The organism is Haladaptatus sp. W1 (assembly GCF_001723155.1).
GTDB classification, from domain to species: Archaea; Halobacteriota; Halobacteria; order Halobacteriales; family Haladaptataceae; genus Haladaptatus; species Haladaptatus paucihalophilus.
The window spans coordinates 1-22,462 of the sequence record NZ_MEIH01000318.1 but is presented as its reverse complement, the minus strand read 5'-3'; the positions used below and the strand labels follow the sequence as shown (position 1 = coordinate 22,462).

23 protein-coding genes, 1 tRNA gene and 1 pseudogene are annotated in these 22,462 nt (G+C 63.9%); 9 read left to right on the top strand and 16 right to left on the bottom strand.

Translation table 11 applies throughout. The annotated features are described in order from the left end of the window. The 4 genes from BG842_RS27870 to BG842_RS17055 all read right to left on the bottom strand — a co-directional run. Positions 1 to 104, bottom strand: a 104-nt coding sequence (locus tag BG842_RS27870) for an SDR family NAD(P)-dependent oxidoreductase (protein ID WP_139136167.1), incomplete at its 3' end; no start/stop codon positions are given. Positions 105 to 128: 24 nt separating this feature from the next. After that, positions 129 to 980 carry an endonuclease V gene (locus BG842_RS17065; protein WP_069451707.1) on the bottom strand — a complete coding sequence of 284 codons (852 nt, stop codon included), beginning with the start codon at positions 978 to 980 and terminating at the stop codon, positions 129 to 131. 6 nt (positions 981 to 986) lie between these two features. After that, the gene (locus tag BG842_RS17060) at positions 987 to 1,880 is read right to left on the bottom strand and encodes a rhomboid family intramembrane serine protease (RefSeq protein WP_069451706.1); all 894 of its coding nucleotides are present in this window, start codon (positions 1,878 to 1,880) and stop codon (positions 987 to 989) included. 94 nt (positions 1,881 to 1,974) lie between these two features. Continuing rightward, positions 1,975 to 2,664 (bottom strand): class I SAM-dependent methyltransferase, encoded by a 690-nt coding sequence (locus BG842_RS17055; protein ID WP_069451705.1) that lies wholly within the window; start codon positions 2,662 to 2,664, stop codon positions 1,975 to 1,977. Between the two features lie 118 nt (positions 2,665 to 2,782). Between BG842_RS17055 and BG842_RS17050 the strand changes: the two genes are divergently transcribed. The 3 genes and pseudogenes from BG842_RS17050 to BG842_RS17040 all read left to right on the top strand — a co-directional run bounded on the left by BG842_RS17050 (position 2,783) and on the right by BG842_RS17040 (position 5,386). Further along, entirely contained in the window at positions 2,783 to 3,220 is a 438-nt protein-coding gene (locus tag BG842_RS17050) for a DUF5788 family protein (protein WP_069451704.1), read from the top strand. After that, positions 3,217 to 4,952: pseudogene (locus tag BG842_RS17045) on the top strand (helix-hairpin-helix domain-containing protein). The gene BG842_RS17050 and the pseudogene BG842_RS17045 overlap by 4 nt, the downstream one beginning before the upstream one ends. Further along, complete coding sequence (locus BG842_RS17040) at positions 4,952 to 5,386, top strand: Mut7-C RNAse domain-containing protein (protein WP_069451703.1); 435 nt, start codon at positions 4,952 to 4,954, stop codon at positions 5,384 to 5,386. The pseudogene BG842_RS17045 and the gene BG842_RS17040 overlap by 1 nt, the downstream one beginning before the upstream one ends. A 7-nt stretch (positions 5,387 to 5,393) precedes the next feature. On the opposite strand, the gene BG842_RS17035 is transcribed toward BG842_RS17040, so the two are convergent. Further along, on the bottom strand, positions 5,394 to 6,209 hold the full coding sequence (locus BG842_RS17035) for a hypothetical protein (RefSeq protein WP_069451702.1): 816 nt from the start codon (positions 6,207 to 6,209) through the stop codon (positions 5,394 to 5,396). Between the two features lie 467 nt (positions 6,210 to 6,676). On the opposite strand from BG842_RS17035, the gene BG842_RS17030 reads away from it, so the two are divergent. Genes BG842_RS17030 through BG842_RS17020 form a run of 3 tightly spaced genes read left to right on the top strand, consistent with a single transcriptional unit; the run spans position 6,677 to position 8,573 of the window. After that, complete coding sequence (locus tag BG842_RS17030; RefSeq protein ID WP_069451701.1) at positions 6,677 to 6,967, top strand: DUF5789 family protein; 291 nt, start codon at positions 6,677 to 6,679, stop codon at positions 6,965 to 6,967. Further along, a complete protein-coding gene (locus tag BG842_RS17025) occupies positions 6,964 to 7,650 on the top strand; it encodes a type II CAAX prenyl endopeptidase Rce1 family protein (RefSeq protein ID WP_069451700.1) in 687 nt (228 codons plus the stop codon). The genes BG842_RS17030 and BG842_RS17025 overlap by 4 nt, the downstream gene beginning before the upstream one ends. After that, positions 7,650 to 8,573 carry a DMT family transporter gene (locus BG842_RS17020; protein WP_069451699.1) on the top strand — a complete coding sequence of 308 codons (924 nt, stop codon included), beginning with the start codon at positions 7,650 to 7,652 and terminating at the stop codon, positions 8,571 to 8,573. Before BG842_RS17025 ends, BG842_RS17020 begins: the two co-directional genes overlap by 1 nt. Here the strand turns inward: BG842_RS17020 and queC are convergent. From queC to BG842_RS16990, 6 genes are all read right to left on the bottom strand, one after another. After that, positions 8,567 to 9,337 (bottom strand): 7-cyano-7-deazaguanine synthase QueC, encoded by a 771-nt coding sequence (gene queC, locus BG842_RS17015; RefSeq protein ID WP_069451698.1) that lies wholly within the window; start codon positions 9,335 to 9,337, stop codon positions 8,567 to 8,569. The genes BG842_RS17020 and queC overlap by 7 nt on opposite strands. Positions 9,338 to 9,368: 31 nt before the next feature. Then, complete coding sequence (locus BG842_RS17010) at positions 9,369 to 10,163, bottom strand: 7-carboxy-7-deazaguanine synthase QueE (RefSeq protein ID WP_069451697.1); 795 nt, start codon at positions 10,161 to 10,163, stop codon at positions 9,369 to 9,371. Positions 10,164 to 10,165: 2 nt separating this feature from the next. Then, positions 10,166 to 10,603 (bottom strand): 6-pyruvoyl tetrahydropterin synthase family protein, encoded by a 438-nt coding sequence (locus tag BG842_RS17005; RefSeq protein ID WP_069451696.1) that lies wholly within the window; start codon positions 10,601 to 10,603, stop codon positions 10,166 to 10,168. A 329-nt stretch (positions 10,604 to 10,932) separates the two neighbouring features. Continuing rightward, positions 10,933 to 11,007 (bottom strand) — tRNA-Glu (locus tag BG842_RS17000). A gap of 131 nt (positions 11,008 to 11,138) precedes the next feature. After that, the gene (locus BG842_RS16995; protein WP_069451695.1) at positions 11,139 to 12,320 is read right to left on the bottom strand and encodes a hypothetical protein; all 1,182 of its coding nucleotides are present in this window, start codon (positions 12,318 to 12,320) and stop codon (positions 11,139 to 11,141) included. 50 nt (positions 12,321 to 12,370) lie between these two features. Further along, a complete protein-coding gene (locus BG842_RS16990; protein ID WP_069451694.1) occupies positions 12,371 to 13,522 on the bottom strand; it encodes an amidohydrolase family protein in 1,152 nt (383 codons plus the stop codon). A gap of 137 nt (positions 13,523 to 13,659) precedes the next feature. Between BG842_RS16990 and BG842_RS16985 the strand changes: the two genes are divergently transcribed. Beyond that, on the top strand, positions 13,660 to 14,400 hold the full coding sequence (locus tag BG842_RS16985) for an SDR family oxidoreductase (RefSeq protein WP_069451693.1): 741 nt from the start codon (positions 13,660 to 13,662) through the stop codon (positions 14,398 to 14,400). Positions 14,401 to 14,447: 47 nt separating this feature from the next. On the opposite strand, the gene BG842_RS16980 is transcribed toward BG842_RS16985, so the two are convergent. From BG842_RS16980 to BG842_RS16970, 3 genes are all read right to left on the bottom strand, one after another. Next, positions 14,448 to 15,485, bottom strand: a complete 1,038-nt coding sequence (locus tag BG842_RS16980; protein ID WP_069451692.1) for a ferredoxin--NADP reductase — start codon at positions 15,483 to 15,485, stop codon at positions 14,448 to 14,450. 148 nt (positions 15,486 to 15,633) lie between these two features. Further along, positions 15,634 to 18,654: an FAD-binding and (Fe-S)-binding domain-containing protein gene (locus BG842_RS16975; RefSeq protein WP_069451691.1), complete on the bottom strand. Its 3,021-nt coding sequence runs from the start codon at positions 18,652 to 18,654 to the stop codon at positions 15,634 to 15,636. A gap of 233 nt (positions 18,655 to 18,887) precedes the next feature. Then, positions 18,888 to 19,787, bottom strand: coding sequence for a DMT family transporter (locus BG842_RS16970; RefSeq protein ID WP_254663268.1), 900 nt, complete (start codon positions 19,785 to 19,787; stop codon positions 18,888 to 18,890). 250 nt (positions 19,788 to 20,037) lie between these two features. Here BG842_RS16970 and BG842_RS16965 point away from each other — a divergent pair, with 250 nt between their 5' ends. Next, positions 20,038 to 20,523 (top strand): Lrp/AsnC family transcriptional regulator, encoded by a 486-nt coding sequence (locus BG842_RS16965; RefSeq protein ID WP_007978427.1) that lies wholly within the window; start codon positions 20,038 to 20,040, stop codon positions 20,521 to 20,523. A 30-nt stretch (positions 20,524 to 20,553) separates the two neighbouring features. Here the strand turns inward: BG842_RS16965 and BG842_RS16960 are convergent, their stop codons facing one another. Further along, positions 20,554 to 21,054: a twin-arginine translocation signal domain-containing protein gene (locus tag BG842_RS16960; protein ID WP_069451689.1), complete on the bottom strand. Its 501-nt coding sequence runs from the start codon at positions 21,052 to 21,054 to the stop codon at positions 20,554 to 20,556. Positions 21,055 to 21,140: 86 nt separating this feature from the next. Here BG842_RS16960 and BG842_RS16955 point away from each other — a divergent pair, with 86 nt between their 5' ends. Beyond that, a complete protein-coding gene (locus BG842_RS16955; protein ID WP_069451688.1) occupies positions 21,141 to 21,719 on the top strand; it encodes an MBL fold metallo-hydrolase in 579 nt (192 codons plus the stop codon). 10 nt (positions 21,720 to 21,729) lie between these two features. Here the strand turns inward: BG842_RS16955 and BG842_RS16950 are convergent. Then, a partial coding sequence (locus BG842_RS16950) for an ATPase (protein WP_069451687.1) occupies positions 21,730 to 22,462 on the bottom strand: 733 nt, incomplete at its 5' end.

Here is a 22,462-nt window from a genome sequence, read left to right as displayed (position 1 = left end):
TTCCGGGCGGTTGCGTACACCTCCCAGCCGTCCGCGAGGAACGACAGGGCGGTTTCCCGTCCGATGCCCGACGAACAGCCGGTTATCAGCACAGTCTCATCCATGGGGTTTCCTTCGGACGGGGGTGGCTAAGTATCAACGGTTTCCGTTACTTCATCGGCGTACGCGTCCGCCCGCCGCGTCGGTTCGGGAAGTTTGTAGCCTGCACAGAGTTGCCAGACCAGTTCCGCGGCCGTTTCGGCGCTCACGCGGTGGCCGGGACTGACGTACAGCGGGTTGACGTGGCGCTTATCGGGATTCGGGTACTGACGCGACTGCAGCGCGTAGCCGATGACCATCCCGTTGGGCGCGCTGACCCGCGAGTTCGACACCACGGGAACGCGCTCGCCTTCGGCCATGTGTCCCTCCGGCAGGTCGCGGAGGTTGCCGCAGAGGAGGTTCTTGGCGACGCCGATGGCGGGCAGGTCGAGCATCACGCCGATGTGGGTGGCGATTCCGGCCTCCCTGAAGTGAATCCGTCCGCTCCCGTCCACGATTGCGAGGTCCGGTTCCACGGTCAGTTCCTCGAAGGCGCGTAAAATCGCCGTCCCCTCCCGGAACGACAGCAGGCCGGGGATGTACGGAATCTCCGTCTCGACGGCGGCATGGGCGCGCTCGATGACTTCGCCGTCCCGCGACGCGACGACAGCGCTCACCGCGAGGTCGTCGACGAACGCTTGGTCCACGCCGACGACGACGGGGGATTCGGGGGACTCGGTGGGTGCGGCGACGTCCGAATCGTCGTCCTCACCCCCGTTCTCATCCTCGCCCGTCGGGAGGTGAGTCTGCGCGTCGTCCGTCGGTTCGGCGCGGACGCTCTCGGGGTCGAACTCGAACGCGTCCTCGAAAATCGCTGCGTCGGCCACCTCGTACTGGAGTTCTTCCATCTCTTCGCGCGACAGCGAAGCGTCCGGCGCGAATTCGGGATGTGCGAGGCGCATCGGTAATCAGAATCGCTTACGTCCGCCCATGCCGCCGCCCCGCCGTCCGCCGATGTCCAACTCGGAGGGGCCGCGTTTTCCTTCCCTCTTCAGTTTCGCGCCGTAGAGCAGGCCGATTCCCAGTCCGGTGAGGTGGGCCAGTTGGGCGACGCCGCCCGCACCCGCACCGCCGATGACGCTGGCGAATCCGGAGTAGACGGCGAAGAGGGCCGTCGCGAGCCAGAGGGGCATCGGGATGATGAAGTAGATGAGAATCTTCATGTTCGGGTTCAGCACCGTGAGGACGCCCATGACCGCCATGATAGCGCCGCTCGCGCCGAGAACGGCGGAGGTGCTGCCCATCATCGCGACGATGCCGACCTGCGCCAACCCGGCGAGGATGCCGCTGCCGAGGAACAGCGCCGTGAACTTCTTGCTCCCGATGCGCCGTTCCAACACGGGGCCGAAAAAGTACAGCGCGATGCCGTTGAAGAGGATGTGCGTGAAGCCGGTCGGGTTGTGGGCGAAGATGGACGTGACCCACGTCCAAACCCGTCCGATGTGTGTCGATTGGAGGACGAACAGTTCGGAGAACAACTGGGCGTCGCCCATGACGTTGATGACGAACACCTCGGCGATGAACGTCCCCACCATCAGCGTGAGGAACACGAACGTCATGTTCCCGCGGAAGTAGCTCAGCGGTCCGCCGGGGCTCGTGTCCACGCTGAACCGACCACCGCCCTGCTTGTTCGCGCTATCGTCGAAGCCGCTGTCGAACACTCCCTCCGGGTCGTTCCACTGGTTCAACCCCGGACAGGAGTGGTTTTCCGGCAGTCGGTGTTCGGCGCAGAACGTCCCGCCGCACATTCGACACTGGTACGGCATGTTCTCGTCCTGCCCACACACGTCGCATTGCGCCATTGTTGCATGGTTTGAACCGATAGGCCAAATGGGTTTGGGTAAGCTGACACGCGGAAATGAAGATGTAAAACCCCGCCACCGTCAGAACTGAAAATCACGCGGGTTTTCGCGCGCCGTAGACAGCGAAGTTGTAGTACTGCCAGACCGACGTCACCGATTCGAACCCGACCTCTCGAAGCCACAGCAGTTGGTCTGTCAGCGCATCCGGGTCGTCGAACTCGTCGCTGGCCTGCCAGCGGTTCATGAACTCCTCTTCCTCCCAGCCCTTCGATCGAACCCAGTTCGCTATCATCGCCGACGAGACCGTTTCGAGGTGCGACGCGTCGAATCGAATCACGTCGCCGTTGACGAACCATCCGCCGGGAACGAGGGCGTCCGCGAGCGAGTCGAAGAGGGTCCGTTTTTCCGCCGACGGGAGGTGGTGGACCGCGAGCGAGGTGATTACGAGGTCGAACTCGTCGCTCGCCGTCGGATAGTCGTCCGGGAAGGTTCCCTGCACGATGTCGGCGCGGTCCCCGAACGTCTCCAGTTTTCGCTCGGCCTCGGCGAGCATCCCCTCGCTGTGGTCCACCGCGAGAACCGTGCTCTCGGGAAATCGGGTCAGTAACTTCGCCGTGAGTTCGCCCGTCCCCGCCCCGAGTTCGAGGACGCGTATCTCCTCGGTCCGGTCCTGCGGCGGCGAGTTCAAAATCGCGTCGTGAAGTTCGTCGTACCGCGGGACGATGGCCTCGATACCGGGGTCGTAGAGGCTCGAATCCGCGAACACTTCGCCGGGCTTTTTCATGGCACCAGTTCCCCACGGGCGAAGTAATGCTTTTTCTGGCCTCATTCGAGGGCGGGAGAATTATGACCGAAACGCATAGGGCATGAGGTTTTTGCCCTCACGACGACGAGTATGGGGTGTGAAGGGGTACGAACGCAAAGGATTGCTGGAACGGGTCGAGCGGGAGGGCTCGACCGTCGGCGCCTCGATTCCCGAGACGATTTCGGTCCAGGGACAGGACATCGACCTCCGGGAGTTCGTCTTCGAAATCAAGCGGCTGGACACAGTTCCCCCGGGAGAACGGGAGCGCGTGGAGCAGGCGAAGACGAACCTCCGCCGAGAACGGCTCCAGCGCAAGGAACGACTCGAAGAGGCGGACATCAGCTTCGAGGAAGGCGAGCGACTGGTCGAGAGCATCATCGGCATCGACCGAGCGCTGAACGCGCTCGAAAGCCTCGGGGCGACGAACCTCGAAGCCGAAGAGAAGGCGAAGGAGGCCGCCGACCAGAAGCGGTGGGTGTCGTTCCTCCAGAAAGCGCTCGGGAAGGAGAGCGCCGGAAAACGGTCCCGACTATGACTCGAAACGCCGAAGTCGCGGCGCTGTTCGAGGAGTACGCCGATTTGGTCGAAGCACAGGACGTGCAGTACAAGCCACAGGCCTATCGCCGCGCCGCAGACAACATCCGCGACTACCCCGAGGACATCGAGGAGTTGGCGGCCGAGGGGCCCGATGCAGTCGGGCAAATCCCACAGGTCGGCGACTCCATCGCGAGCAAGGTCATCGAGTACTTCGAGACGGGCGAAATCGAGGAACTCGAAGAGGAACGCGCGAACCTCCCGGTTGAGATGGCGGAACTGACGCGCGTCGAGGGCGTCGGCCCGAAGACGGTCGGCGACCTCTATCGCGAACTCGGCGTGCAGACGCTGGACGATTTGGAGGACGCCGCCCGAGAGGGGAAGATTCAGGAGATAAAGGGCTACGGCCCCAAATCGGAGCAGAACATCCTCGACGGCATCGAGTTTGCGCGGACGGTTCGGGGACGGGAACTGCTCGGCGACGCCCGTCCGGTCGGCGAGCAGGTGCTCGCCTTCTTCGACGAGATACCGACCGTCGGGCGACACGAACTCGCCGGGTCGCTCCGCCGCTGGCGCGAGACCATCGGCGACATCGACGTCCTCGCCGAGAGCGAGGAGAAGGAGACGGTCATCGACGCCTTCACCGACTGGGGGCGGGCGACGGAGGTCATCGAGGCGGGGACGGACAAGGCCGCCGTCCGCGTCTCCGATATGCGCATCGACCTCCGGGTCGTCGTTCCCGAGGAGTTCGGCAGCGCCCTCCAGTATTTCACGGGAAGCAAAAATCACAACATCACCCTCAGAAACTACGCGATAGAGCAGGGTTACAAGGTGAACGAGTACGGCGTGTTCGATGTGAGTGATGTCGAGAACCCCGACGCGGGCCAGCGCGTCGGCGAGCGCGTCGCGGGCGAGACGGAAGCCAGCATGTACGACGCCCTCGGTTTGCCCCTGATTCCGCCCGAAATGCGCGAGGACAACGGCGAAATCGACGCCGCCCTCGCCAGGGACCTGCCCGACCTCATCGAAGAAGGCGACGTGCGCGGCGACCTGCACCTGCACACGAACTGGTCCGACGGGAACGACACCATCGCGGAGATGGTCGAGGGAGCGGCCGACTTCGGTCACGACTACATCGCCATCTCCGACCACGCGACGGGTTCGGGCATGGTCGGCGGCGTCGGGTTGGACGACGAGGAACTCGAAGCACAGATAGACGAGGTTCGAGCGGTCGCCGAGGATGCCGCCATCGACGTGTTCACGGGGTCGAGGCGAACATCGACTCGGACGGTGGAATCAGCGTCGGCGACGTGCTCGCCGACTTGGACGTCGTGGTCGCCTCGCCGCACAGCGGTCTCGACGGCGACGGGACCGACCGCCTTATTCGAGCGATAGAGCACCCGAGCGTCGATATTTTGGGCCATCCGAGCGGTCGGCTCATCAACCGCCGTCCCGGTCACGATTTCGACGTCCGAGCGGTGGCGCGCGCCGCCGCCGACAACGGCGTCGCGCTGGAAATCAACAGCAATCCCCACCGTCTCGACCTCTGGGGTGCGGCGGTACAGGTGGCGGTGGAGGAAGGTGCCACCATCGCCATCGACACCGACGCCCACAGCCCCGCGGAATACCGGAACGTCAGGTACGGCGTTCACACCGCACGACGGGGATGGGCCGAGGCCGCGGACGTACTCAACGCCCGCGACGCGGCGGGCGTCCGCGAGTTCCTTCACTGATGGGTCGTCGCTTCTTTCTCGACGTGATGCTCGGGTCGCTCTCGACGTACCTCCGCATGTGCGGGTACGATGCGGCCTACGCGCTGGACAGGGGCGTCGAGGCGGACGACGCGATTCTCGAACTGGCCGGAACGGAGGACAGGACGCTCGTGACGCGGGACGTGCAACTGGCCGAGCGCGCCGACGACGCCCTCCTCATCGAATCGCTCGACGTCCGCGACCAACTCCGCGAACTCCGGAACGACGGGGTGGACCTCTCGCTGTCCGAACCCGCGCGGTGTTCTTCCTGTAACGGGGAACTGGTTCGGGACGACGGACCCGCGCCAGACCACGCGCCGGACGGCAAACCCGTCTGGCGGTGTCGAGACTGCGGAAAACGGTTCTGGAAAGGGAGCCACTGGGAGTCGGTCGAGCGGACGCTCTCGGAGTTGTAGGGTCTTTCTACCGGTTCGATTCCCACTTCTCGCACGCATCCATGTCGGACATCCGCCGGTCGTGCAGGCCGCAGTAGGGCGTCATGCCGGAGTCGGTGCGGACGTAATCGAAGTGGGCGCAATTGCCGCAGTAGGCGTCCGTCGGGTTCGCAGGGGGCGATTCGGTCGCGGCGGTCCCGCTCGTCCCTTGCCCTGCCGAGTCCACGGGCGAGGAGATGTCGTCGCTCGCCGCACCGCCATCGCTGACGGCTTCGGTACCGACCGGGTCGTCGCCGAAGACGCCGATGCCGCCGAGACCGCTGGGTTTCTCGACTTCGACGATTTTTGTCTCTCCCTTGCGCGTGACCTCCATCGTGACGGTTCCGCCGGGGTCGTTGCGCGTCTTGAAGTTCACGACGGCGGTGAACAGACACCAGAACGTCGTGATGAGGCCGGTGAAGTACACCGCGACGACGGGCAGGGTGAGGTGTTCGCCGTGTCCGCGCCAGTGTTGCGGGTAGGCGTACCAGAACATGGCGACGCCGAGAATCGTGATGCTGGACCCGATGGCCGCCGCCGCCCGCACGCGGTCACTCGTGGCGGGGAGAACGACGAACACGCCGACGAAGACGGCGGGGACGCCCAACCCGGCGGTGATGCCCGCGAGTCTGTACGACCCGTAGTTGTCGAGACCCATCGCCGCGAAACTGTTCGTCGTCGCCGCGAGGATACCCACGACGACGAGCAACGACCCGACGAGAAACAGGCCGACGCCGAGATAGAGGCGTCGGGGGCGTTTTTTCACGCCGCCGTGCCCTTCGTACGTTTCCCCGAGGCTTGTCATGTGTCTGCCATTGGAGGCCTCCTACTAAACTACTGCGTCAGACAGATATCACTGTCGTTTGATTTCGGACACGAGATGGAGAAAAGTCGCGTACGCAGGCGGCATTACTGACGAACACGAACAGAAACATTTCCGACAAGACGCCGGACGGAGCGTCTCCGAATATGACCTTCGACGGAAAACAAGACAGCGACCGGAGGGAGCGATAGGCCGGTGACACAACCGCCGGAATCCGCCAGTGTCACAACCGCGGAACTCTGTCTCCCTCCGGAAAATCTCCGATTTTCCGGGCCAAGGAACCCCTGAATGCGCGTCGAAGACGCGCAAAGGGGGTGACGACGGCTTTTGGTCCAGCTTTTGCAAGGGAGGAAGGCAGAATCCGGCGCGAATCGCGCCGGATTCGGCTCCCGACCGCGGCAAAAGGTGGGTTCGAAAAACCTAATCCCCACCCTGTCAAACGGCTCAGTATGGCTGACGATACCGAAGACGAAGGGCCCGCTGTCGAACTCGGCGAGCGCGAGCCCGTCGATGGCGCACCGCTCGCACGAGTCACCTCGCGGTTGTTCTGGCCCGTCCAGAAGAGCGAAGTCGAACGAAAGGAGGGAGGCGAGACGATTCGGACCCCGGACGGCCCGCAGGAACTCGCCGACGTGCTGGAAGCGGTCGACGAAACGTACTTCCAGAGCGAACAGGAGTTCACCAACGCCGTCGAGGACGCCATCGGAAACGGACCGATTCCCACCGCCGACGATTCGTGAACTTCTCCCGGACCGTCGGGGACCGGACGTTCGGTCTGACGTGGGTACGGTTGTCGCTCCTCGTCGGGGCGCTCATCGCGGTCGCGTGGTCGTACTGGCCGAGCACCGGCGGGAGTCTGAACCTCCGCGTTTTCCGCGACGTGACGCTGTACATCGTCGTTCCCGGCGCGCTCGCGGTGACGCACGGACGCCGCATCGGCTATCGGGTGAACCGGAAAGCGATTCGCAACACGCTCGTTCTCGCGGCATTCGTCGTCCCGATATACGTTGTCGGGTCGTCGCTCCCGACGATTCGGACCTACTACCCGATGTGGGAGACGAACGCCGCGCTCGGTAGCTTTCTCCCGCACGCAGTGAAGCAGTTCATCGTCGTTCTCGCCGCCGAAACGTACTATCGCGGTTTTCTCTGCGTCGGCGTTCGGAAGATAGGTTTCAAGAGCGTCTTCGTGAGTCCGATAATCTACGCGTTTCATCACTTGGGTAAGCCGCCGGTCGAGGTCATCCTCTCGGGACCGACGGACGTGCTGTTCGGCGCGGTGGATTACAACTGCGATTCGGTGTTGCCGTCCGTCGTCGCCCACGGTATCGGCCTGATGCTCCTCGACTGGTTGGTGCTCCACGAACCGCTCATCCCACAGGATACCGTGTTGAACTGGCTGTCGTGGCTTCCGGTGCATCTGTGATGTCCGGCATGGTCGGGATGGTCGAGCGGATGGAAGATGAAGTGTCCCCGATGACGGCGCTCGCCGTCGCCATCGTCGCGGTGAGCACGAGCGCCATTCTCATCGAACTCAGCAACGCGCCGAGCATCGTCAAGGCGCTGTACCGGTCGCTGTTCACGACGCTGTTGCTCGCGCCGTTCGCGGTCACGCGCTATCGAGACGACCTCCGGGCGTTCTCGCAACGTGACTTGCTCATCGCGGTCGTCAACGGGTGTGCACTCGCCGGGCACTTCATCGCGTGGTTCGAGAGTTTGGACTGGACCACGGTCGCCGCGTCTGTGACGCTCGTTCAGTCACAACCCCTCTTCGTGGCATTCGGCGCGTGGGCGCTGTTGGACGAGCGCGTCACTCGAAAAACGATGGTCGGCATCTTCGTCGCACTGCTCGGGATGGTGGCGATGTCGTTCGGCGACTTCCTCTCACCCGCGACGGTCGCGGGACAGCGCCCCCTCTACGGCAATGCGCTCGCGGTCGTCGGGGCGATTGCGGCGGCGGGCTACGTCCTCGCCGGGCGGTCGCTCCGCCAACGGGTGTCCCTGATTCCCTACGTGACCGTGGTGTACGGCGTCTCCACGGTCGTACTGTTCGGTGCCGCGCTGACGAGCGGCGCGCAGGTTTCCCTCGCCGCGTACCGACCGACGGAGTGGGTGCTGTTTTTGGGTATGGCCGTCGGTCCCGGCATCTTCGGTCACACCGTCATCAACTGGGCGCTGAAATACGTCGAATCGAGCGTCGTGAGCGTCACGCTCCTCGGCGAACCCGTCGGTAGCACGGTGCTCGCGTTGGTTATCCTCGGACAGGTACCGGGCGTCGCGACGATGGTCGGCGGTGCCGTCGTCCTCGGTGGCATCTACGTCGCCTCGACCGGACGGGATAGTCAGTAGCTCGGCCGCTCTTCGTACTCGATGGGGTCGTGCTCGCCGACGTTCTGGAAGGCTTGCAGGCGGAGCGCACAGGAATTACAGGTGCCACAGGCGGGTTCTTCCGCGCGGTAGCAACTCCACGTCAGTTCGTACGGCACGTCGAGTTCGACCCCGCGTTCCGCGATATCGGTCTTGCTGAACTCGACGAACGGCGCGACGAGTTCGATGGACGTGTCGTCCTTCGTTCCGGTGTCGACGACGGCCTGAAACGCCTCGAAGAACTGCGGGCGGCAATCGGGGTACCCCGAAAAATCCTCGCTGTGTGCGCCGATGAACACGGCGTCGCAGTCGTTCGCTTCCGCACAGGAGACGGCCATCGAAAGCAGGTTCGCGTTCCGGAACGGGACGTAGGTGTCGGGCACTTCGTCGCTCTCCAAGTCGGCGTCTTCCACGGCCATCTCGTCGTCGGTGAGGCTCGACCCGCCTATTTTGGCGAGGTGGCTCGTCTCGACGTGGAGGAATCCGGCGTCGAGTTCGTCGGCCTGTCGTTTCGCACAGTCGAACTCCTTGCTCTCGGTTCGCTGGCCGTAGGACGTGTGCAGGAAGAACGGTTCGTAGCCCCGTTCGCGCGCTTCGTAGGCGGCCGTGGCGCTGTCCATCCCGCCGGAAGCGAGGATGACCGCGCGCTTTTCGGGTCGGCCGGTATCTGTCGCTTCGCCGTCGGTCGTCTCGCTGGCGGTCGTCTCGTTTTCGCTCGCCTCGTCGGTTATGTCGTTTCGTGTCATGGTATCGTTGCTACGTCTGTTTTGTTGTCGTTCAGGTACCCGGTGCGTCGTTCCACAGGTCAACGTGCAGTCGCGGCGTGTAGCGATAGCCGTACTCTATCGCCAGTTGTGCGACTCGCTCGCGGGTTTCGTCGAGTTGCTCGCGGGTCGCTCCTTCCGGCATCAGGAGCACGTCGGCATCGGAGAGCAGTTCGTCGGCGGTCGCGCGAACGTCCGAAACCAGTTCCTCGATTTCTTCGAGGTCGCCGTCGTCGGTGACGACGAACTTCATCTGGGTGTCGTAGGCGTCCACCAGCGCCCCGAGCGTCTCCACGTCGATTCGCCGCTCCTCGTGTCGATCCTCCCACTCGCCGTCGCCTTTCGGGTCGGTTTCGGGCGTCGGCGTCGAGGAGGCCAGTTTCGGGCTGACGCTCGCCAAGTCGATGGGGGCGTCGCGGAATATCGTCCCGTTCGTCTCGACCGTCGTGTGATAGCCCCTCTCCGAAAGGCGGTCGAGCAGGATGACGGACTCCTCGTGTACCAGCGGTTCACCACCCGTGAGGACGACGTGGTTCGCGTCGTAGGATTCGACCTCCGCGACGATTTCGTCCACCGTCATCCGGGCGTGCGTCGGTTCCCACGAGGTGTGATACGAATCGCAGAACCAACAGCGGAGGTTACAGCCGCTCGTCCGCACGAACACGCTCGGAACGCCCGCGAGCGTTCCCTCCCCCTGCAGGGAGTAGAACAACTCGTTGATGGGCAGCGACGGTTCGTCCGAGTCCGCCCCCTCGCGCTCGACGTCGGCGCGTTTCCCGTCACTCGGTTCGGTCGCGTTCACCGGCATGATCAGACGGGGGCACCACAGAGTTCAGCCGTCTCGCTCACCTCGACCGCCACCTCGGAGACGTTCTCCGGCAGTTCCTCGCGGAACCGGCGTTCGAGTTCGAGACTCATCACCTCCGCCGTCGGTGGGTCCTCGAAGAGGACGACCGCCGACCCGTCGCCGCTCTCCTCGAAGGCGTCCACGAGCGGGTCGCCCTTCTCCAGCAGGAACATGTGGTCCCACTCGGAGAGTATCGCAGTAATATCTCCCTTGTCCACGACCCACCCCTCTTCGGTGAGTTCGCCGACGACGGTCACCTCGATTTCGTAGTTATGGCCGTGCGGTCGGCTGCATTTCCCGTCGTGATGCAGCAGTCGATGACCGGCGCTGATGCGAATCGGACGGTCGCGCCCGATGTGAAGCGTTCGTTCGTGAGATGATTCGAGTAAAGATGTAGGCATATTCGGAGATTATCGAGAGAATACTTAAACGCATCACTCTCAATCGGTCGTGAGGTGAGTGGGGACCTTAGAGTTCCTTCTCCAGAATCGTGGTCCCGCCTATCGCGGACCAACACCGTATCCCCGTCGTCTCGAAATTCATCGCCAACCAGAACAAGCGGGTCAACGAGGACGCCTGACACTATCGCACACACTGCGGTCGAAATTCCACGAATCGTGTTCTGACTCGGAAACCAGTCGAAGTGTAACCTCATCTCTTGGGGTTCAACCCTTTCGCATTTTCAGTTCGCAAACGCCTCGCTGTGGCTCGAACGTTTACTTCCACAAAATGCTCCGTCAGGGATTCGAACCCTGGTCCTTGCCGTGAGAGGGCAAGATGATTGGCCGGACTACACCAACGGAGCGTGTGTACTCATTCGTAATCACACGGACTGTTTAACAGTTGCGTTTCGGGAGCGCCGTGGCTGTCGGTCACACATTCAGAAACGCGAACAGGCGCGGCTCTCGACGGAGCGATTATCCGAAAAAACGACCCTTATCTGTCGAGCGGCGACCCGGCGGCGTCGGGTTCGTGACCGTCGAGGCTGATGATGTTCTCGCGGCCGACGCGGAGTTTGCTTATCTCGCCGTCCTCCTCCATCTCGGAGAGCAGCATGCTGACTTTGGATTTCGACCAGCCGGTTTCGTCCACGATGTTGACCTGCTTCATCCGACCGCCGTTTTCGCGGAGCAGCTTTTTCACCCGTGCCTCGTCGGTCAGTAGTTCCTCGTCGCTGACCGCCGGTTCGGCAGAGCCGGTGGTCGATTCGGTTGCGGCGGACCCACCGGGGCCCCCACCTCCACCGCTCGGGGTACTACGACCGGAGGACAGCGAGCCGAGGCTTCCCTGTCGCCACGCGAACACCGCGGCCAAGCCGATGAGGACGACGAGCGCCGCGATGAAGAACATCATCGGCGAGTTCGATCCGAATCTTTCGCCGCCGCTCCCCGGTGGCACGTTCGCGCCGCCCGTGGTCGATGTCGTGCTCGTGGACGAACTCGACTGGGGTGGTGAGGAGAACTTCACCATCGGACGCTGGTCGTTGAACTCACGGGGACCGGACCACGAGACGGAATCGCTTTCCGCCAACGTATCGCCCGCTATGCTTCGTCCCTTCGCCGGTTGTGCGGATTTGAAGGACATACCGTCCGCGGGATAGACGACGAGCTTCTGATTATCCCCGAGGTAGAGTCCTCCTTGAAATACGTCACCGAAGACGGTCGTGTTTCCGCTACCGTAAGCGAATCCTGACCATCGGAACGACATCTCGACGACGCCGCGGGTCGTGTCTCCGGTCAGTCCCGCTTGGTTGATGAAGGCCCGCTTGGAGAAGTTACCGGCGGTCATCTTCCGTTTCGTTCGGTTGTTCGCCGTCGAGGTCAGTTCGACCGCGTTCTCCCTGAAATTCTTATACAGTTCCGTGTCGGAGCTGTTGAAGTTCTGTGCGAACTCCTCGAATTGCTTGCGTTCCTGTTGTGTTTCTAAATTTTTTTCGTAGCGGAATGTCCATCTCGCAGTGCTGTCACTGTGGACGAGAATATGAAATTCGACGTCATCGAACTCCTGGGAGGTAGTGATCTTCTGCGGAGTCGGGGCGTTGCTCTGGGCCGTCCCGAACGTGGGAAACGACGCGATGAGCAGCACCGTGATGAGGCCGACAGCCAGGAGCCGTCTCATGTACCTTATCGTCCATGCCCGGATATAAAAGACCTTGTGACGTGCGGTCGTCAACGAACCATGTTACCATTGGACATGATCGTTACGGGGTTCTGCCACGCCGTTTCGTCGGCGCGAGGATTAGTATCAAGAACCACGAGGTCGGCACGGTATCCCTCCTCGACCAGTCCGACATCCGATAGCCCGAGGAGGTCGGCCGCGTTGACCGTCGCCGCCTCGAGCGCGCCGTCCGGCGAGAGACCGTACTCGACCATCAGTTCGAGTTCTTCCGGGATGTCGCGGTGGAAGTTGAACGGTGTTCCGGCGTCGGTTCCCATCGCTATCGTCACGTCCGCATCGAGCGCGTGCCGGAACGCGTCTTCGAAGGCGTCGCCCGCTTCCTCCGCCTTCTCGACCGCGTAGGGAGGGATTCCGGCGTCCGTCCCCTGCTCGACGATTCCGTGGAGCGCCTTCGCAGTCGGCACCCAGTAGGTCCCTCGGTCGGCCATCATTTCGGCCGCTTCGCGGTCCATGAACGTCCCGTGTTCGATGCTCGAAATACCTGCCCTGACGGCGTTCTTGATGCCTTCCGTCCCGTGGGCGTGAGCCGCCGTCGGTACGTGTTTCGCGGCGGCGGTTTCGACGAGCGTGTTCAACTCTGCTTCGTCGAGTTCGGGCGAGCCGGTGACCGCACCCTCGGTGAGGACGCCGCCGGTCGCCATGCACTTGATAACTCCCGCACCGCGCTTGAGCTGTTCCCGGACGGCCTTTTTGACTTCCGCTTCGCCGTCCGCTTCGCGCCCGAACCAGTGGCCGTGGCCGCCGGTCATCACGACGTTCTGGCCGCAGGCGACGACTCGCGGTCCGTCGATGAGTCCGGCTTCGACCGCCTTTCCGGCGTCGAGCGCGAGCGTCGTCGGCGAGCCGAGGTCACGAACCGACGTCACCCCGGCGTGGAGCGCGTCGCGGAGGTTCGCCGTCGCGCGATACGACAGCGTCATCTCGCTGTCGTGATTCATCGTGGTCACGTCCGGTCGGCCGTCCATCGAGGCGTGGATGTGTGAGTCGATAAGCCCCGGCGCGACGAACTTCCCGCTCACGTCGATCTCCTCGTCGGCCTCGGGAACGTCCCCCACCGAGACGATTTCGCCGTTTTCGACCGCGACGTCGGCGTCCCGAATACCGGTCGCGTCTACGATATCTGCACCGCGGAGTACGAGCATGAGCGGTGTGAGACGCGCTACGTGATAACCATCCGGGTCGCGGCAGGGTGAGACGGTGAGGGTGTCAGCGGCGTGGGCGACGGAACGTCAGCACGGTGGGCGAAAGAGGCAACTCGCTTCCCTCTGAACGAAAGTGTATGGACGGAACCGACAGCTCGGAGCGAAACGCGTTGATAACCGGTGCGAGTTCGGGCATCGGACGGGCGACCGCACACGCCCTCGCCCGCGACGGTGCGAACGTCGCGCTCGCCGCGAGACGCGAATCGGAACTGGCCGACATCGCGAACGCGCTGGAAGCGGAGTACGGCGTCGAAACCGCTGTTTGTCCCGCCGACGTGCGCGACGAGGCGGCCGTCGAGTCGATGGTCGAGGAGGCGGCGTCCGCGCTCGGCGGCCTCGACGTACTCGTGAACAACGCGGGACTCGCGCGCGGGGAAGCCGTCGAGGACCTCTCGACCGAGGAGTTTCGCGCCATGCAGGACACGAACGTCGATGGCGTCTTCTTCGTCACGCGGGCCGCGCTCCCGTACCTCCGCGACTCCGAGGGCAACCTGATATTCGTCGGAAGCTTCGCGGGGCAGTACCCCCGGCCGTTCAACCCCGTCTACGCCGCGACGAAGTGGTGGGTGCGCGGATTCGCCCACAGCCTCGAAGGTCGCGTCGGCGAGGACGGCGTGGCGGTCACGGTCGTCAATCCGACCGAAGTTCGGACGGAGTTCGGCTCCGAGGACGGCGAACCGTTCGAGGAGCGATTCGAACCCGGCAGCGTCACCGAACCCGAGGAGATAGCCGACGCTATCGCGTTCGCGGCGGGACAGGAGAACTCGACGGTCAGCGAAATCGACGTCTACCGTCGGGACAAGTTTTCGGGGTTTTAGAGCCGCTTCGTCGTTATTTTCGGCAGTCCGACTATCCGTACCGTTCGCTACCCGTACCCTTCGTACTGCACGTGGTCCTCGGAGACGCCGAGGTCCCGCGCCGCGCCCGCGAGCATCGACACCATGGCGTTGACGCCGCAGGCGTACACTTCGAGGCCGTCGGGGTCGATTCGCGCGTCGATGTCGTAGGCCGGGTCGGTCGCGTACCGCGCGAGGTCGTCGGAGAGGTTCTCCTCGGCCCTCTCGACGAGATATTTCACGAGCGTCTGCTGGACGTAATCGCTTTCGCCCTCCCAGTCGGTGAGGTACTCCTCGCGCGAGCAGGTCGGGACGAAGTGGAAGTTCTCGTGTTCGTCGTCCAGTTCCTCGAACTCCTCGCGGTAGGCCAAGTCGTCCTTCCACGACGCGCCCAGAAAGAGCCACACGTCCCGCCGTTCGCCCTCGTACTCGTCGCGGCCCTCCTCGAAGGTGTACTTAATCATACTCCGGAGTGGCGCGACGCCCGTCCCCGTGGCGAGGAAGGCCATGTCCCGGCCGGACGGTTCTTCAAGGACGAAATCGCCGTTCGGTCCCCGAACCGTCACCCGGTCGCCCTCCGAGAGGTCTTCGAACAGCTTCGACGTGAGGCGGCCGTGTGGCACCCGTCGAACGCAGAGTTCGATGCCGTCCGCGTTCGGCGAACTGGCGATGGAGTACGGTCGCGGCGTGTGTTCGTAGCGCATCGTGGCGTACTGGCCGGGCACGAAATCGAACTCCTCCTCGAAGTCGATGGCGACGCTCATCAGCGACGAGAACGGTCGCTGATAGCGATCTCTTAGCGAGGTGAGTTCCGTCAACAGGTTCTCGTGGCCGCGCTCTTCCTCCTCTATCGCCGATATCAGTTCGTCCCAGTCGGCGTCCTCGGACTGGACTCGCTCGGCCCACTCCTCGCGGCCGTGCACGTCGAGGAGTTCCGCGGCCCGTTCGACGACGTGCTCGGTACGGTCCTCGTCGAGGGGCTCCACGCGCTCGACCCTCGCGGAATCCGTCACCAGCGGCAGCTCTTCCGCCCGTCTGTGTTGTGAGTGCTGTGATGGAATCTCCATAGCCGCACCGTGTACCACGACGGGTGCGAGCGGTAAAACGCTTCTCACCGTTTCGAAAGCCGGTGAAAACATCCCTGATGCGGCCGTCCTCGCGGAGAACGGCGACGGTCACCGAAACGCGCCCACGATTATCGAAACGCGTCCACGATTACCGAAGCGCTTCGTCGACTTTCTGGATGGGATGTGGCGGTTCCTCGCCCTGCCAGTCGCCGAGTTGCGTGCGACAGGACGCGCCGGGCGCGACGACTTCCCCGCCGTCGCTCTCTTCGACCTGCTCGAACAGAATCGACCCGACCGCCTTGCTCATCGAGTAGTGTTCGGCCTCGTAACCGAAACTGCCCGCCATGCCGCAACACCCGCTGTCGAGGGCGTCCACCTCGTAGCCCGCAGTGCGGAGGACGGTCACGGCGTGGCCGTCCTTCTTCGTCGCCTTCTGATGGCAGTGACCGTGGTAGGTCAGCGACCCCTCGCCCGACAGCGGAAGGTCGAGGTCGAACGCGTCGAGGTACTCGCAGATTCCGTACGTGTTCGCGGCGAGGCGTTCGGCTTCCGTTCGGAGTCCTCCAGCCTCGGGGGCGGCGGAGCGCGGTTCGGTGTACTGACCGCTCGACGACCCGGACGACTCGTCCGTCGGCAGCAAATCGAGGTAGTCCGACTGGAACATCACCGCGTCGGACGGTTCGACCACCACGACGTCCCAACCGTCCCGGACGAACGACGAGAGGGCGTCCACGTTCGTCTCGGCCTGCTCGCGGGCCGTATCGAGCAGCCCTTTCGAGTGGGCGGGTCGCCCGCTCCCGGCCACGCCGGACGGGATTCGGACGTGCACGTCCGCCGCTTCGAGGACGCGAATCGCCGCCTTCCCGGCCTCAGGATGGTTGTGGTTGGTGTAGGTGTCGGGAAAGAGCAGGACGCGCCGGGTGGCCTCCTCCTCGGAAACCCGCGTTCCGCGCTCTTCGAACCAGTCTTCGAGGGTTTCGCGGTGGAACGTGGGCAGACTTCGCTCGCTGGCGATGCCCAGCACCTTCTCCGCGACGAACCGCGCGCCGGGGAGTTCGGTCGCCCAGTTCGAGACGGGCGCGAACGCGCTCCCGAGCGAGGAAAGGCGGTCGATGTTCCCGAAGATGCGGTCGCGGAGGCTCGTCCCGTGTCGCTCGTGGTACTCGTGTTCCACCTCGGCCTTCAGCTTCGCCATGTCCACCTCCGAAGGGCAGTCTTTCGCACAGCCCTTACAGCCGATACAGAGGTCCATCACCTCGTGCATGAACTCCACGTCGAACTGCTCCTCGTCGGAGAGCGAACCGCTCATGGCCTGCCGGAGCATGTTCGCCCGTCCCCGGGTGCTCGTTATCTCCTCGTCCGCCGCGCGGTAAGTCGGGCACATCACGCCGCCGGTGGTCTCCTGCCCGCCGCGACAGCCGCCACAGCCGTGACAGAGTTCGACCATCCCCTCGAAGCCGTTCTCGTTCTCCCAGTTGAGGGTCGGGTCGAAGCCGGAATCGAACTCGTAGCCGGGGTCGAACCGGAGGTTCTCGGTCATGTCCACGTCACCACAGACCTGCCCGGGGTTGAGGAGCCAGTCGGGGTCGAAGGCCGTCTTCAGGTCGCGGAAGACCTCCCACACGTGGTCGCCGTACAGTTTGTGGTTCCACTGGGTTCGCGCGCGGCCGTCGCCGTGCTCGCCCGAGACGCTGCCGCCGTACTCGACCACGAGGTCGGTCACTGCGTCGGCGATGGATTCCATCTGGTTGACCCCCGCGGGACTCTTGGTGTTGACGAGCGGACGAACGTGCAGACACCCCGGTCCGGCGTGGGCGTAGACGCTGGCGAACGTGTCGTTGTCCTCCAACACCTGCTGGAAGTCGGCGACGTATTCGGGCAGGTTCTCCGGCGGAACCGCGCTATCCTCGATGAACGAGATGTGTTTCGCGTCCGTCGTCCGCGAGAGCAAAATTGGCAGGCCGGATTTGCGCAGTTTCCAGAAGCGGGCGCGCTCGTCCTCGTCGTGGGCCTCCATCGCGGAGAGCGCCCGGACTCCCTCGCGATCGTCCCGGAGCTTCGAGACTTTCTCCCGCCCGTCCTCGTCGTCGGTCGCGTAGAACTCCACGAGGAGGACGGAATCGGTTCCGTCCGGGAGCATCTCCACCACGTCGCGGAACTCCTCGGTGTCCTCGGCGAGCGAGATGAGCACGTTGTCGAGCACCTCGACGGCCGACGGGTCGTGGTCGAGAATCGGTGCGACGTCCTCCATCGCGTCGTTCAGGCTTCCGTAGGTCAACAGCGCCATCGCCTTCGTTTCGGGGATGGGTTCGAGCGAGACGGTCGCCTCCGTGACGATGGCGAGCGTTCCCTCGCTTCCGGCGAGCAGGCGCGCGAGGTTGACGTGTCCTTCCTCGGCTTCCTCGACGAGTCGGTCGAGGTTGTAGCCCGAGACGTTGCGTTTGAGTTGCGGGAACACCTCCGCCACCGCGTCCCGCTCCTCCTCGACGATGCGGAGCACTTCCGCGTAGATGCGGCCTTCGAGCGAGTCGTCTCCGGCACCCTCGCGGAGTTCGTCCAGCGTCACGTCGCCGAACGTCGTCACGGTGCCGTCGGCGAGGACGACCTCGCACTCCTCGATATAGGCGTCCGTCTTCCCGTACTTCAGGGAGTGTGACCCCGTGGAGTTATTGCCGATGGCTCCGCCGAGGGCGCTCTTGTCGCGCCACGCCGGGTCGGGCGCGAACTTCAGCCCCTCCTCGGCCAGCGCGCGGTTCAACTCACCGAGGACGATTCCGGATTGGGCGCGGGCGGTTTCCGCTTCCGGGTCGAAGTCGAGCAGGTCGCCCATGTGGCGCGTGAAGTCCAGCACGACGGCCTCGTTGACCGACTGCCCGGCGAGGCTGGTGCCTCCGCCGCGAGGGAGGACGGGTATCTCGCGGTCGGCGCAGTACTCCATCACCGACGCCACGTCGTCCGTCGAGGTCGGGAAGACGACGCCGATGGGCGTCACCTCGTAGGCGCTCGCGTCGGTCGCGTACAACTGTCGGGAGTACTCGTCGAAGCGGACCTCGCCGTCCACCAGCGTCACGAGGTCGGAGACAAATCCTGTGCGTGCCACGCTATCCGAATGATAGTCGTAGTTCGCGCGGTCGTCGCGGGCCGGGTCACCCGCGTCACGTGTTGCCATACGGTGTCGTAAGGAAGGCGACCCGAAAAGTCATGTGGGGTTGGGGCAACTAATGGGGGCGACACGCGACACGACGGACGCCGCGCACTCGCGTCGGTTCGTCCCTCGTTTGGTCGTAGTTCGTTTGGTCGTAGTTCGCGCGGTCCGAAGCGGTTCCGCGATGGTACTGAATTCAACTATTTCTCCCTGAATACTACTGAACTATACTAACAGGACATCGACCGGACGCTCGTTCAGACTCGTCGGACGCTCGGCGAGGCCGCGTGCCAGAAGTCGAAGAGCACGTCGCGCTTCAGCAGGGCGAAACCGGTGAAGATGGCGGCGAAGCCGATGACCGTCGTGCTGGCGACGAGTTCGCCCAGCACCAACCAGCTGAGGAGCGTGGCGACGACGGGTTCGAGGTAGCCGACCAGGTTGAGTTCGGTCGCGCCGATGGTGTCCAGCAGGTGGAAGTAGATGAGGAACGCGACGACGCCCGAGATGAGCACCAAGTAGGTCAGGGACGCGACGGCCGACATCGACCAGTCGATTGCGGCGGGGGACTCGCCCGTGCCGAGACTGACCGCATGGATGAGGACCGAGCCGAACAGCATGGACCAACCCTGCAGCGCGGGGACGGAGACGCCGGTTTCGAACGGTCGCGTGAGGACCGACCCGAGGGCGAAACTCGCGGCGGCGAGGAAGACGAGGCCGATGCCGACCGCATCAGTCGAGAGGAGGTTAGCAGGGGTCGGGTTGGCGACGATGGCGACGCCGACGACGCCACAGAGCAGGCCGACGGCACCGAGGGGGGTGACGTGTTCGTCGGCGAAGAGGGTGCTGGCGAAGACCGCCGTGAGAACCGGTGAGAGGCTGACGATGACCGCCGCCAGCGCGCCGGGCACGTGTTCTTGGCCGAGGTAGAGGAGGCTGTGGTGGCCCGCGATGATGAACGCGCCGATAGTCACGATTCCGAGCACGTCCCCTCTGGTCTGCGGCTTCCAGCGGTCGGTCGTCACGGCGGCGTAGCCGAGGATGAGCAGGCCAGCCACGTCGTAGCGCACCGCCGCGAACAGGAGCGGCGGGAAGTGGTGAAGCCCCACGTCGATGGAGACGAACGAGCCGCCCCAGAACAGCGCCAATAATGCAAACATCACTCCGTTCATCGGTAGGTATCTACCAAATTTCGTCTGAGTCATAGATTTCTATCCAATCCTATCAGATGCACCTTGTTAAACCCTTCTACAAAGAAGAGCACTGATACTGAATCTCATACAAACTTCAACGCAATCTTTGCACCAATTCGTTATTATGAATCATGAGGATGTGCGTGATTCGAACGGAAATCGACCATCTTCGCCGAACTCCAGACGTTAAGTATGACGGACGTATAATTCGAAATCAATGGACGAACGCGACGTCACCCTACTCAAGGCGATATCGGACCTCGAAACGGGAAGTCCCGAGAAACTACACGAGGAGACGGACATCCCCGTTTCGACCATCCACTACCGACTGAACAACCTCCGGGAGGCAGGTGTCATCGAAAACGACCTCTACGACATCGACTTGGAGGAGTTCGGCCTGGGCGTCACCGTCGTCGTGGAGGTGTTCGCCGATTACACGGGGTCCTATCGGGACTTCGGGGAGAAGATACTCGACATCGAGGGCGTCACGCAAGCGTACTTCACGATGGGTGAAACCGATTTCATCGTCGTCGCGCACCTCACCGGGCGCGAGATGGTCGAACGGCTCATCGGCGATTTCGAGCGCATCGAGGAGGTGGACCGAACGAACTCCACGTTCGTCATCTCCACGCTCCGCGACTCCCACCGCGTGCTCCAGAGCTACAGTTTGGACACGCTCGTCGACGAACTCGCGGAGGACTGAATCGACGAGCCGCCACCGTTCGCGTTCCCGTTAGTCGCCGCCTCCGCCGTCGCCGGTCGAACAGCGCGCCGAAAGCGATTCCCTGTCGGCCGCGACACAGGAGATAGAGCTGATGCGACCGGTGTCCGTCGGGTCCGGTTGGAACGTGATGCTGTCACCCACCTGAATCTCGTTGAACAGCGTGCGATGCGTGGTGTACAGGGTCCGTTCGCCCTCCTTCGCGTCGTTCGGCCACGCGGACCGATACTGCTCGATAGTCACCTCGTAGGTCACGTTGCCGAACGACTCGGTGAGTCGGGTTCCTACCGATTCGTTCACGACGACGTTGCCGGGGTCGCTGCCCGCGTTTCCGGGGTACTCGTCCCGTGCCGACACGCCGCTCGCGGTCGAGGAGAGGACTCGCGTTTCGTCGGCGCGGACGGTCTTTTCGACCACGCGGCCTTGATTCGTGCCGAGAACGGCCTTCGTACACCCGGCGACCGAGGCCGCGGCACCGACCGCACCGACTCGGAGGAACTGGCGGCGGTTCACGTGCCACGCTTTGGGGAACCCACGGATAATTCTGTCTACCCGCGCCGAACGAAAACACGAAACCCCTGCCGTCCCTACGCCGGGATATGATTCGAAACATCGCGGCGAACGTGCAGGCGTTCACCAGCAACGCGTTCCTCGTGGACGGCGACCGGACCGTCCTCGTGGACACCGGGTCGAACTTCGACGCCGTGTCGCAGGTCGAGGAGGCCGTCGGCGACCTCGATGCCGTCATCGTCACGCACACGCACCCCGACCACGTCGGCACCCTCGATGCGGTCAAGGAGGCCTTCGACGTCGAGGCGTTCGGCTTCGACCCCGACCAACCCGGCGTGGACGTCGGAATCGAGGACGAGGCGGTCGTGACCATCGGCGACGACGACTACCGCGCGCTCCACACGCCGGGGCACAAGGACGACCACCTCTGTTTCTACTCCGAATCGGCGGACATCCTCTTCGCGGGCGACCTCGTGTTCCAGAACGGCAGTTTCGGCCGAACCGACCTCGAAGAGGGTGACCGCGCGGCGCTCATCCAGAGCATCGACCGCGTGCTCGACGCGGTGGACGAGGACCTGCGCGAGATGCACGTCGGCCACGGCCCGAGCGTGACGACTAACCCGTACCACGACATCGAACTGGCGTCACAGGCCGCGCGGATGCGATAACGAACGACGATTAGAGAAGCGACTCATACGCGTCTCCGTACACGGACGCGATTTTCTCGGGGTCGTTTCGCTCCGCCTTCGAAAGCGGTTCGAGCGTCGTCGTTTCGGCGGGGTCGAGCAGGTTCACCACGTCCGATACGCGTTTTTCCATCGTCCCGTCGTGGACGCTGTTGTCGGCGACTTCGCACGCCTTCGCGTAGCGCGCGCCGTCGTACACTCGGACGCGGCGGGGTTCGACGACGGCCACGGTGTCGAACTCGACGCCCTGAATCGGGCGGGCGATGTCGCTGTAGGACTCCACGACCGCCCGGTCTTCCGACCGGATGCGCTCGGCCAGCGCCCGGAAGTGCGGGAGGTAGCGGCGCTCGGTCTGGTCGTTCAGTTCCCCGAGGGATTCGACGACCACGGCGGACGAGAGCGGGAGGGCCTCGCGCACGGCGTCGGGCAGCGAGACGCTGCCGTTGACGACGAACCCGTTTCCAACGCGGTCAACGAGGAACTCGCGGCGGGACTGCCCGAGCAGTCCTTTGCCCGTGCCGGGCGCGGGCCGCCAGAGTCGGTGGACCGGGTTCAAGTCTTCGGGGTCGGCGTCGCCTCGACTCGCGGACGCGAGTCGCTTCGCGTCCTTGCCGTAGAGCCTCCCGTCCGTAAGCGCGGCCGTGGCGTCGTCGTGGTCGAACCAGAAGTCGTTGCCCGCGCGCGGCTTGAACCCGACCGACCCGATGTAGTTGAGGAGGCCGACC